This is a genomic window from Streptomyces arenae (genome assembly GCF_022343545.1).
GTDB classification, from domain to species: Bacteria; Actinomycetota; Actinomycetes; order Streptomycetales; family Streptomycetaceae; genus Streptomyces; species Streptomyces humi.
Map to the genome: position 1 here is coordinate 200,117 of NZ_JAKQYH010000059.1, position 11,585 is coordinate 211,701.

Consider the following 11,585-nt stretch of genomic DNA (forward strand, 5'->3'; position numbering starts at 1 on the left):
GCACCCGCGTCGAGCGGGTGCTCACTGACAACTTCCTTCTGCCTCATCCTGCCCGAGGATTGGCCTACCTCCGGCTCTAAGCATCGTGTCCCACACGGCAGTTGGTCGTCGGGCCGGGCATGGGGTGGCGTACGTGGAGTCGGATTATTCCGGATCCAGCACCCCAGCGAGGGTTGGCGGTTGTCCAGATCGTGGCTGGTGTTCCTGGGCGGCGAGCGAAATCCCCGACGCCAGCCCGCGTAACGGCAGCGGCTTCGGATGTGTCCGCGTAACCAGGGGAACGCGCTGGCCGCCGGCTGCGAGGGGCACGCCTCGCAGCCGGCGGTGTCTGTATCGGTGTCCGTCAGCCCCGGTCAGTCGATCTCGGTCGCCGTGTGCAGCACGCGGCGGTGACCGACCGTACGGAGAGCGCCCGTGAGCCGGAGTGTGTCCCGTAGCCGGACATCGGTGCTGGACGCGCCGATCATGACGGTGATCTCACCGGGTTCGACGATGCGTCGCAAATCCGGCCCGGTGTACGCGAGTAGGTCCGTGTGCAGCCGGAACGTGACCCGCTGCTCCTCGCCGGCTGCCAGGTAGACACGGGCGAAGCCGTTCAGTTGGAGGATAGGACGCGGGAGAAGTGCCACTGGGTCTGCGGTGTACAGCTGGACCACCTCTGCACCGGGCAGGTCACCAGTGTTGCGCACGAGGCAGCTGATCTCGACCTCTCCGTCGGTCGGTATCTCCGAGGAGCTGAGGGACAGACCGGTGTAGGCGAACTCGGTGTAGGACAGTCCGTGGCCGAAGGGGTAGGCCGGGGTCGGGTCCAGGTTGCTGACGCCCTCGCTGTTGCCGCCCAGCGGAGCGTGCAGATAGGTGGAGGGCTGGCCACCGCCATTCCTGGGAACCTGAAGGGGGAGCTTGCCTGAGGGCGTCACGCGCCCGGACAGCATGCCCGCCAGTGCGGTCCCGCCTTCCTCGCCGGGGAAGAAGGCCTGGACGACGGCGGCCGCGCGGTCGGCGTAGGCACCGAGCGCGTAGGGCCGCCCGGAGACGACGAGCAGCACGACCGGCGTGCCGGTGGCCAGCAGAGCCTCGACCAGTTCGTCCTGTACGCCAGGCAGAGAGAGGTCCTCGGCGTCGCAGCCTTCACCTGAGGTGCCGCGTCCGAAGAGCCCCGCGCGGTCGCCGACCACGGCAACGCAGACATCCGCCCGCCTGGCCTGCTCCACGGCTGCATCGAATCCACTGCGGTCGATGTCCTTGACGGGACAGCCCTGCTCGTACGTGATGCGGGTGGCGGGCAGTTCGATGGTGACGGCCTTTAGGAGGGAAAGCGTCTCGATGCCGTTGTCGTAGCCCGGGTGGTGGGGCAGTACGTGGTTGGGGAACGAGTAGCAGCCGAAGAAGGCGTTCGGGTCGTCGGCGCATGGACCGACCAGGGCGATCGAGGTGGTGCTGGATGCAAGAGGCAGAAGGCCGTCCCGGTTGGAAAGCAGCACGATGCTCTGCTCTGCGAGTTCTCGGGCGATCGCTCGATGGGAGGGCGGGTCGAAGTCGATTGGCTCTTCGGTGTCTACCTCTGGAGCGAAGTCGGCATCGAGTAGTCCGAGGTCGGCCTTCTGCCGGAGTACCCGCCGTACGGCGCGGTCGACGAGGTCCTCAGACACCGTGCCGCTGCGAACGAGTTCGGCGAGCGGTTCACCGTAGGCGAGTGTGTCAGGCAGTTCGACATCGATGCCAGCCTCCAGGGCACGTGCCCCGGCTTCGCCGTCGGTGGCTGCGATTCGGTGCATGGTCCTCAGGAAGGCGATCGACCAGTAGTCGGAGACGACCGTTCCCTCGAATCCCCAATCCTCACGCAGGAGCCGGGTGAGTAGACTGGGGTCGGCCCCGGCCGGTACGCCGTCGACGTCGGCGTAGGAGTTCATCACCGAGCGTGCGCCGCCGTCGCGGATTGCGGTCTCGAACGGGGGCAGGATGACGTCGGCGAACTCTCGCGGTCCCATGCTGACGGGAGCGTGGTTGCGGGCCCCCTTGGAGGCCGAGTAGCCGGCGAAGTGCTTGAGCGTGGCGATGATGCCGGCGCTTTCCAGGCCGCGGACATAGGCACTGCCCGTCGTCGCGACGAGGTACGGGTCCTCGCCGAGGGTCTCCTCGACGCGGCCCCAGCGGTAGTCCCGTACGACGTCCAGGACGGGGGAGAGGCCCTGGTGGACACCGACCCGCCGCATGCTGCTGCCGATGGCGTGCGCCATTCGCTCGACCAGGCCGGGGGAGAAGGTAGCCGCCCAGGCCAGGGCGGTCGGAAACACCGTGGCGCGGTAGCTGGTGAAGCCGGTGAGGCATTCCTCATGGGCGATGGCTGGGATGCCCAGGCGAGTGTTGTCCATCAACTCGCGCTGCATGGCGGCGAGTCTGCGGGCGCCCTCGGACGGTTCGACTGGGCGGGTGCCGAACGGGCGGGTCAGATGGCCCAGACCGTTCTTGCTGGCGGAGGCGAACTCCGTTTGGCGGGCGAAGACGTCCTGCATCGGGGCGACGTTCCCACTCACGCGCTCGACACCGGGCCAGGCGCTGCCGAGCTGGGCGAGCTTCTCCTCCAAGGTCATCTCCGCGAGAAGGGCCTCGACCCTGTCGTCGCGCGGGCAGGCCGGATCGGCCCAGGGTGTGGTCATGGTGCGTCCCTTGAGCTGGTGGCGCATGGCGCCGGTGTGGGGTCAGGTGCGGTCGGGGGGTGGCGCCGTGGACGCCCGGACCACCAGTTGGGTGGCGAGTTCCATCCGGTGGCTGTCCAGAGGCTGTCCCGCGGCGAGCCGGAGCAGACTGCGCAGCGCGGCGCGGCCGATCTCGGCGAAGGGCTGGCGGACGGTGGTCAGAGGTGGAGCGGAGGTGGCGGCCGCAGCGGTGTCGTCGAAGCCGACGACACTGACGTCCTCCGGCACCCGCAGTCCGTTGACCCGGGCAGCCTCGATGACGCCGAACGCCTCCAGGTCGTTGCCGCAGAACACGGCTGTGGGCGGCTCTTCGAGGGCGAAGAGCTCCATGGCGGCCTCGTATGCGGGCTCGAAGCGGAAGGCGCCGGGCTTGATGAGCTGCGGGTCGGGCGTGATGCCCGCACCGCTGAGCGCGGCCTGATAGCCGTGCAGCCGGGCGGTGTTGCACAGGGCGTCGTGCCGGCCCTCGATCATCGCGATGTGACGGTGGCCGAGCCGCAGCAGGTGCTCAGTGGCGGCCATGCCGCCACTGAAGTTGGTGGCACCGATGCTCGGCACACTCTCGTCGGGCACGTTCATCGGGTCGATCAGGATGAGCGGGATCTCGGACTGCGCGAACTGCGCCCGCTGCTGGGCGGTGAGTTCGGAGGTCACCAGGATGACTCCCTCCCGCCCGGCGTTGGTGATCTTCCTGGCCCAGGCCGCCCCCAGCGGGTCGTCGGGAACGACGCTGACGACGACGTCCACGCCGGCCTCCGCCGCCGCTTCGGTCACCCCCTGAGTGATCACCCCTATGTGCCGCTCAACGGCACCCTGTCAGTGATGGCGACGCTGGACGCCGTCCGTGAGAACATCGGGGTACAGTACCCGGGCGAGGATCAGTCGAGGGCGGGACAGCGGGTGTCCCAATGACTCGTAGGCGTTGGGGCCTGCACCGGCAGCTTGACGGTGACCGCAACCGCCTTCGCAACTGCTGCGGCACGGGGCCCGTCCACCTGGCTGGCAATCGGGCCGACAGCCGGCGGTCCTGTCCTGCCGGGGCCGTTCTCTTCGTCCCCAGCAAGACACCCGCCTGCCCTCTGCGCCAGCTGATCCAGGCCTGGCGCAACCCGACTGGCTGCACCGCGAGCTCGGGCGCCCGCCCGTACGCCTGGCGCCCCACTCGGGACACCCGGCGACTGAGATTCGGCCCGTCGGGCCGGGGCTGGTCAACGAGATGACAGCCGTCGGCGCGGTGGGCAAGCGATGGCGGTGCTAACCGGACACCTGGTGACGGGTACGGTGAGAGGGCGTGAGGGGGGGGAGTAAGCCGAAGCCCCTGCGTGCGGATCCTGACCGGATGAAGATCGGGTTGGTCGCTGTCTGGCCCAACGGTCGCCTGTTCTTGGCGCCTTCCGAGCCCGCGGGTCAGTGGACGCTGGAAGCCACCGACAGGCACCCGGAAATGGGCAAACGGTCCAGGGACCAAGAATTTTCGATCAGTGCAGCTCGACGTCGAGGCGTGAGCGCAACTCGTCGAGGGTGATGCCGTAGGTCTCCAGAACGTGGATGCCGCTGGGCCGCAGGTCGAAAATGGCGACCTCGGTGTAGACCCGGCTGACACATCCGATTCCGGTGAGCGGATAGGTGCACCGCGGGACCAGCTTCGGTGCACCGGACTTGGTGAAGAGCGTCATCATCACGTAGACGTTCTTGGCGCCGATGGCGAGGTCCATCGCCCCGCCGACGGCGGGGATGTCTTCGGGCTTTCCGGTGTGCCAGTTGGCCAGGTCACCGCAGTCGGAGACCTGATAGGCGCCGAGCACGCACACGTCCAGGTGGCCGCCGCGCATCATGGCGAAGGAGTCGGCGTGGTGGAAGTACGCGGCACCGGGGAGTTCAGTGACCGGGACCTTCCCGGCGTTGGTGAGGTCGGGGTCGATCTCGATGCCCTGGGCCTTCGGCCCCATGCCGAGCATTCCGTTCTCGGTGTGGAGGATCACGCCGAGCTCTGCGGGCAGGTGATCGGCGATCTTGGTGGGCTGGCCGATGCCAAGATTGACGAACGCGCCGGCGGGGATATCCCTGGCGATCACCGCGGCGAGTGCGTCCATGCTTAGGGGGTGGCCAGCGGCCATGGGAGCCTCGGCCGCCGGGCTGGTCGAGGTGGTGGTGTCGGCGGTCATCGTGCCCCCTGGACGGTGTAGTGACGGGCCTTGACTGGGACGATGCGGTCGACGTAGACGGAGGGCGTGACGACCGCTTCCGGGTCGAGTGTGCCGAGTGGGACGACCTCGTCGACCTGGACGATGGTGGTGGCGGCAGCGGTCGCCATCACGGGGCCGAAGTTGCGGGCGGTCTTGCGGTAGACGAGGTTGCCCATCGGGTCGGCTCGGTGGGCAGAGATGAGGGCGTAGTCGCCCTTGATCGGATACTCGAGCAGGTAGTCGCGGCCGCCGATGGTGCGCACTTCTTTGCCTTCGGCGAAGGGGGTGCCGACCGCGGTAGGGCAGTAGAACGCGCCGATCCCGGCGCCGGCAGCCCGCATCCGTTCGGCGAGGTTGCCCTGGGGCACGACCTCAAGCTCGATCTTTCCCTCGCGGTAGAGCGCGTCGAAGATGTAGGAGTCGACCTGCCGAGGGAAGGAACAGAGCACCTTGCGGACCCGGCCTGCCGTGAGCAGCGCGGCGAGTCCGACGTCGCCGTTGCCGGCGTTGTTGGAGACGATCGTGAGGTCTTTCGCGCCCTGCCGGATGAGGGCATCAATGAGGTCGAACGGCATTCCGGCCAGGCCGAAGCCTCCGACCAGGATCGTGGAGCCGTCCTCTATGCCCGCGACGGCGTCGTCGGTCGTTTCCAGCACAGTCGCGCGGCTCACGTGGCCACCTCGAGGTTCTCCAGGACCACGGCCAGTCCCTGGCCGACGCCGATGCAGATCGCGGCCACGCCGTAGCGCTCGCGGCGTTCCTTCAACACGGCGGCCAGAGTTCCGAGGATCCGGCCGCCGGAAGCGCCCAGCGGGTGCCCGATCGCAATGGCCCCGCCGCGCTGGTTGACGATTTCGGGATCGTGCAGGCCCTCCTTCAGCCAGACGTCGATGCAGACCAGCGACTGGACCGCGAACGCCTCGTTGAGCTCGACCGCACCGACCTGGTCCCAAGTGATCCCCGCACGGGCCAGTGCCCGGTTCGCGGCCGCGACCGGGGCGTATCCGAAGTTTTGCGGGTCCAGTGCCATCGCGCCCCTGCCAAGGATTTGGGCGACCGGGCCATGGCCTATGGCCGTTGCCGCCGCCTCGCTGCCGAGGACCACTGCGGACGCGCCATCGGAAAGCGGGGATGCATTGCCCGCGGTGATGGTGCCGTTCGGCCGGAACGAAGGCTTGAGACCGGCGAGTTTCTCGATGTTCGAGTCGGCGCGGATGCCCTCGTCGCGGGCCAGGGCGCCAATCGGAGTGACGAGCGAGTCATAGAAGCCGTCCTCCCACGCCTGGCGGGCGAGGCGGTGAGAACGGATAGCGAACTCGTCCTGGCGCTCGCGGGAGATCCCGAAGCGCTCCTGCAACTGCTCGTTGCACTCACCTAGCGAGACGGTCCATGCCTTCGGCATCGCCGGGTTGACCAGCCGCCAGCCCAGCGTCGTCGACACCGCGGTGGCATCCCCCGCCGGGAAGGGCCGTGACGGCTTGGGCAACACCCAGGGCGCCCGGGTCATCGACTCAACCCCGCCTGCCAGAACGATGTCGCCATCGCCGGTCTCGATCGTGCGGGAACCGGCCATCACCGCGTCCAGACTCGAACCGCACAGCCGGTTGACCGTTGTGCCGGGCACACTGGTCGGCAACCCGGCCAGCAACGCCGCCATCCGGCCCACATTGCGATTCTCCTCGCCGGCACCGTTGGCATTGCCCCACACGACCTCGTCGACCTCTGCCGGATCAAGCGACGGCGTCTGCCCAAGAACACCAGTGATGGCAGCAGCAGCCAGGTCATCGGGCCGGACATCAGCCAGCGCGCCGTTGAACTTGCCGAACGGTGTCCGAGCGGCGGAATACAGGAACGCACTTCTCATAGCTCGACGCTAGATGCGAACGTCGATACTGTAAAATACTAAAATGAGAACCGATTGATACATTGGAACTATGGATCTGCGCCAGCTCCGCTACTTCGTCGCTGTCGCCGAAGAACGCCACTTCGGGCGCGCGGCCGAGCGGCTCCACATCGCACAACCCCCGCTCTCGCACTCGATCCGGCTGCTTGAGGGCGAACTCGGCGTCACCCTCTTCCACCGCACCACGCGTCGCGTCGACCTCACCGAAGCTGGTCGCGCCTATCTCGAACGAGTTCAGAAGATCCTCGCCGATGTCGACGACGCCGCCCACCACACTCGTCGAGTCGCCGCAGGCGCGGTTGGCCACCTCACCCTCGGCTGCGTCGGCTCGGCCACATACAGCCTCCTGCCGACCCTGTCGCGTCACCTCGCCACCGAACTACCAGGCATCGACTTTTCCTTCCGCGGCGAAATGCTCGCACCAGACCAGGCCGACGCCCTGCGCACCGGCGCAATCGACGTGGCCCTGCTGCGCCCGCCCGCGGCCGACCTGTCCCTCGCAGTCCATACTCTGCGCCGGGACCGCCTCGTGGTGGCGCTGCCGGCCGATCATCCGCTCGCTGGTAAGACCCAGGTACACGCCGCCGACCTGGCCGACGTCGACCTGATCGTGCATTGGGCGGACCGGCATTCGGTGATGCACGATGTCGTGTCCGGTGTCCTGCGCGGGGCTGGCGTCGAGCCGCACGTCCGACACGAGGTCGGGGAGACCTCCACGCTCATCACTCTCGTTGCCGGCGGCCTCGGCGTCGCAGTCGTGCCCGAGCCGGTGACCGTGCTCGCACTCGACGGCGTTGTCTACCGCCCTTTGGTGCGCCCGGCGGCAGTGATCGAACTCGCCGTCGCCTATCGCGCCGGCCGTGGTGAACCGCACCTGGCTCGCGCGGTCGAGGTCATCCGCGGGCTGTTTTGAGCGCAGCCGTCGCACTATCCGATCCCTACTGACACCCCTGTGGGCCTTCTCCACGTAACCTGACGCCGCTTCTACCGCCTGGCGCACGTATATGTCATTGCCGGGCGCTGTCATGCTGTTGGAGGTGCAGGCGTCTGACGGTGTGTCGGGGCGTGGCGGGTCGGCTGGCGACGCTGGCGATCTGCTCCCAGACCGCGAAGCGACAGCTGCGGGCTCGTGGCCTCATCAGCCTCGGCTCCAAGCCGACCGTTCAGCCGGCCAGGATCCGATTCGCCGCAGACGGACGAACCTGGTCGGGGCACCCCCTTGGTACCTGTGCACCAGGACCTCCAAGGCGTCGCTGCGCAGAGCCGTGCGCGAGTACGCGTCTCATACGGATCCTTCGGCCTGTCGGATGAAATCAGCGCGTGGAGCGTGATGCATGGGCTGTTGCTCCGACAGGCTGCGGCATTCCAGACTCGCGGGTGATGCGGTCAAGGAACCAGACGCTGACGGGCTCGCCCGGGTACCTGGGACGAACGGTGCTAGCTGCCGTGAGCCGGCTGTTGGCGGTGACTTCCAGCTCGGTGGCTTCCGAGTCGGTGGCGTTCGGTTCCCTGCCTAGCCGCCCGTGGTAAATCCCTGGGGCTGGCAAGGCGGTTCCCTCGGTGGTCAGGACCTCACGGTTGAAGGTGAGGAGTCCGTCTATGCGGTGCGCCCGCCCAAGAGCCTGCGCGGCCGCGGTCACGTCGCCCTCGGCCAGGCAGTGGCGGACGTAGCTGGAGGAGCACGGTAGGTTCGCGCTGTGGAGCAGCTCGACGCTCTCGGCGAGAAAGCCGTGCTGTTGGGCGAGTCGGCGCAGTGTTGTGATGTCTCCAGCACCGCCGCGCCCGAAGCGGAAATTGGCACCGACGACAACTTTGGCCGTGTGGAGCGCCTTCACAAGAACGCGTTCGACGAATTCCTCGGCGCTTACTTGCGCCAGCTCCCGCGTGAACGGCAGGACACACACGGCGTCCACACCGAGTTGGTGAGCCAGCTCGGCTCGCCGGTCCACCGTGGTCAACGCGGCCGTGTCGCGAGGAAGTCCCAGGACGCGGGCGGGGTGCGGATCGAATGTCACCAGCACGGTCGGCAGATGATCTCTCAGCGCGGCCTCTCTGGTCTGCTGGATCAATCGGGCATGCCCGCGGTGGACGCCGTCGAAAACGCCGATTGTGACAGCACAGCGGGGCCAGTCTCCCGGTACCTCGTCCAGCCCACGCCACAGCACCGGCTCGGGGTTTTGCACAGAGGGGATCACAACCGGACCACCAGATTGGACGGCCGCTGGATCGGCCGATGAATGCCAAAACTGTCGGCCAGCTTGCGGCCTTGCCGAGTGTCCGCTTGAGCGATGCGCTCCTCGAGACCGATGACACCCTGCCGCGCTCGGACCGGGATGACGAGTCTTCCCGGCAACTCGATACAGGTGAATCGATGCGCTCGCCTGAGCGGCACCTTGAGCAGGACGGCGTCCACGAGATCGCAGTGCAGATCGGTCATCGGATCCCTTACGTGTCAGAGTTGGGGAACCGGCCAGGCCGGCACCGGGCACCTAGCTGTGCCGGCCTGGCCGGTCGTATATTCGGGCGTCAACCTCGCAGGGGAAGGAGGTTGTACTGGGGCAGTCGTCTGGAACGGTCGATCAGTGGTGCACACCGTCGTCAAGGTCCGTCGACTCTGCCGGCACGGGGTTTCGCCACGACGAGCCACGGAGCACCCTGTGCCGCGGCCCCGTCACCACAAGGTCAGTGGAGGAAGGCGGAGACGGCCGCGTAGGTCGCCTCGGTTTGCTCAACCTGAGGGATGTGACCGGACTTGGGGATGATCTCGGTGCGGCTGTTGGCGATCCTGGCGCGGAAGTCCTCGGCGTACACCGAGGAGATCAGCGCGTCCTGTTCACCCCATACAATGAGCGTGTCGGCGGTGATGCGGTGCAGCCGCTTGTGCAGGCCACGATCGGGGATCGGCCAGCACATCTTGCCCGTTGCGCCGAAGTTCCACACCAGGGAGGCCTGGGCGCTGGCCCGCGCATCAGGGTCCTCGGGCAAGGCAAGCGCGGCCTGGGCCACATCGCTGGTTGGGTCGGCGAAGAGCAGAGCCGGGAGCTGCTCCGGCGGCGCGGCGATCCAGTTCGCCACCGGCGCGTCGTCGCGCCACAGCCCGATCGGGTCAAGGAGAACCACGCGTGAAAACAGGCTCGGGTAGGCCGCAGCGAGTTCGGCTGTGAGCATGCCGCCGAACGACTGGCCGATCACCGGAACTCCCGACAGACCCAGCTCGCGCAAGGTCTGCTCGTAGATGAGGACGGCGTCCCACAGATCGTCGATCTGGTGTATCGCGTACGGATCACCGGGCGTCGTGCCGGGGAATTCGGGTGCGTAGATGGTGTGGTGCTCGGCGAGCCGATCCAGGAAGGGGTCCCAGGCCAAGCCGCCGGCCGGGTGCAGGTAGACGAGCGGTGTGCCGCTTCCACCAGTTCGGACGCGCATGGTGACGCGGTCGTTCCAGGTGGACACTGTGCAATCCGTCAGGGGAGTGGTCATCGCGCGGACACCGCCTCGGACTCGGCGCCGGCGTCGCTGCCGGCGGGACGGGGGACGCCGCCGAGGGACTGGGGCCACCAGTGGTGCTGCCAGCCCTCGTCGGTCCAGATCTGCTTGAGGTGGGGAAGGACCTGCTCGGCGAACAGGCTGATGTTGTCCTTGGCCAGTTCATGGGGCATCGACCCGAACTGGAGCATGGTGTGCAGGTTGCCGATACGGAACTCACGAGCGAACTCGGAGATCTGGTCGCGGACCGTAGCCGGGCTGCCGCAGATGACCGACCCGGCCTCGACGAGATCTTTGAAGCTGGCCTGGCGCATGCGGGAGTAGATGCCGAAGTCGCCGGGGTCGCGGAAGATGAACTCCAGGCCCTTGATGTCGATGCCGCCGGGAAGCGCCATGCGCTCCATCGGGATCGAGCCGATCCCCTTCTGGAAGAAGTACTCGGCGTGCCGGGCGAACAGCTTCTCAGCCTTCGCGTCGGTGTCGGCGACACAGACGGTCTGCATGAAGCCCATCTGGTAGGGATTGTTGTCCTTACCGAGCCGGTCTGCGGCTTCCCAGAACCGGTCGAAGATTCGCCGACCGGTCACCTTCGCTCCGAACCAGCCGAAGTAGTTGAAGCCGAAGCCGCGGTTCAGGCAGAACTCCATAGTGCGGGGGTTCCCGATGCCTGTGATGAAGACCGGCGGGTGCGGGACGTTCTGAAGCGGTCGTGGCCAGAGGTTCACTGCAGGGTGCTGGTGGAAGCGACCGTTCCAGGGGAAGGTCTCGCGCGCGGTCCAGGCTTTGAGGACCAGCTCGAGGTTCTCTTCGAATCGCAGCCGAGTCTCGGCGGGCGGTACGCCGTTGTTGATGTTCGCATCGTAGGCCAGGCCGACGGGGAAGCCCGCGATAAGCCGCCCACCGCTGATCGCGTCGAGCATTGCGAGTTCCTCAGCGGCGCGCAGCGGCTCACGGCTCTTGCCCAGGGAACGGCCGAGTGGATAGATGCCGGTGGCGATGCCCTCCGCCTGGGTGGCGTAGGCGGTCGCCGCCTCGACGATGTTCGGGTTCGGGGCCATGTCGTACGAGCTCTGGCCGTGCTCGGTGACGGCGATCGCGTCGAAACCGGCCCGCGCCGCATGCATGATCTCGTCCAGCGCGCTTTGGAAGGCGCTTGCGACCTTCCCCGGTTCGGTCAGCTCGAAATACGGGGTGGTGACCACCGACTCCGCATAGCGCTTCTCGAAGTCGTCGGGAAGGTCCCGGTAGGGGATCTGCTGGAAATACGTGACCTTCATCTGGCAGGTCCTCACGTGAGGGATGGGTGCGGGT

General features: G+C 67.4%; 10 protein-coding genes. 1 reads left to right on the forward strand and 9 read right to left on the reverse strand.

Going from position 1 to position 11,585, the window contains the following annotated elements:
• Positions 1–353: 353 nt before the first annotated feature.
• From MB828_RS27040 to MB828_RS27065, 5 genes are all read right to left on the reverse strand, one after another.
• Positions 354–2,660, reverse strand: a complete 2,307-nt coding sequence (locus tag MB828_RS27040; RefSeq protein ID WP_301650498.1) for a glycoside hydrolase family 3 N-terminal domain-containing protein — start codon at positions 2,658–2,660, stop codon at positions 354–356.
• 42 nt (positions 2,661–2,702) lie between these two features.
• Entirely contained in the window at positions 2,703–3,473 is a 771-nt protein-coding gene (locus MB828_RS27045) for a substrate-binding domain-containing protein (protein ID WP_301650499.1), read from the reverse strand.
• Between the two features lie 704 nt (positions 3,474–4,177).
• Positions 4,178–4,864 carry a 3-oxoacid CoA-transferase subunit B gene (locus tag MB828_RS27055; protein ID WP_301650500.1) on the reverse strand — a complete coding sequence of 229 codons (687 nt, stop codon included), beginning with the start codon at positions 4,862–4,864 and terminating at the stop codon, positions 4,178–4,180.
• Positions 4,861–5,556 carry a 3-oxoacid CoA-transferase subunit A gene (locus tag MB828_RS27060; RefSeq protein WP_301650501.1) on the reverse strand — a complete coding sequence of 232 codons (696 nt, stop codon included), beginning with the start codon at positions 5,554–5,556 and terminating at the stop codon, positions 4,861–4,863. Before MB828_RS27060 ends, MB828_RS27055 begins: the two co-directional genes overlap by 4 nt.
• Positions 5,553–6,749 (reverse strand): thiolase family protein, encoded by a 1,197-nt coding sequence (locus MB828_RS27065; protein ID WP_301650502.1) that lies wholly within the window; start codon positions 6,747–6,749, stop codon positions 5,553–5,555. Before MB828_RS27065 ends, MB828_RS27060 begins: the two co-directional genes overlap by 4 nt.
• A 70-nt stretch (positions 6,750–6,819) precedes the next feature.
• On the opposite strand from MB828_RS27065, the gene MB828_RS27070 reads away from it, so the two are divergent.
• On the forward strand, positions 6,820–7,701 hold the full coding sequence (locus MB828_RS27070) for a LysR family transcriptional regulator (protein WP_301650503.1): 882 nt from the start codon (positions 6,820–6,822) through the stop codon (positions 7,699–7,701).
• 400 nt (positions 7,702–8,101) lie between these two features.
• Here MB828_RS27070 and MB828_RS27075 read toward each other — a convergent pair whose 3' ends face one another.
• The 4 genes from MB828_RS27075 to MB828_RS27090 all read right to left on the reverse strand — a co-directional run bounded on the left by MB828_RS27075 (position 8,102) and on the right by MB828_RS27090 (position 11,551).
• A complete protein-coding gene (locus MB828_RS27075; RefSeq protein ID WP_343236203.1) occupies positions 8,102–8,983 on the reverse strand; it encodes a bifunctional riboflavin kinase/FAD synthetase in 882 nt (293 codons plus the stop codon).
• Complete coding sequence (locus MB828_RS27080; RefSeq protein ID WP_301650504.1) at positions 8,980–9,225, reverse strand: hypothetical protein; 246 nt, start codon at positions 9,223–9,225, stop codon at positions 8,980–8,982. Before MB828_RS27080 ends, MB828_RS27075 begins: the two co-directional genes overlap by 4 nt.
• Positions 9,226–9,470: 245 nt before the next feature.
• Positions 9,471–10,241 (reverse strand): alpha/beta fold hydrolase, encoded by a 771-nt coding sequence (locus MB828_RS27085; RefSeq protein WP_301650505.1) that lies wholly within the window; start codon positions 10,239–10,241, stop codon positions 9,471–9,473.
• Between the two features lie 23 nt (positions 10,242–10,264).
• On the reverse strand, positions 10,265–11,551 hold the full coding sequence (locus MB828_RS27090; RefSeq protein WP_301650506.1) for an LLM class flavin-dependent oxidoreductase: 1,287 nt from the start codon (positions 11,549–11,551) through the stop codon (positions 10,265–10,267).
• Positions 11,552–11,585: the final 34 nt, after the last annotated feature.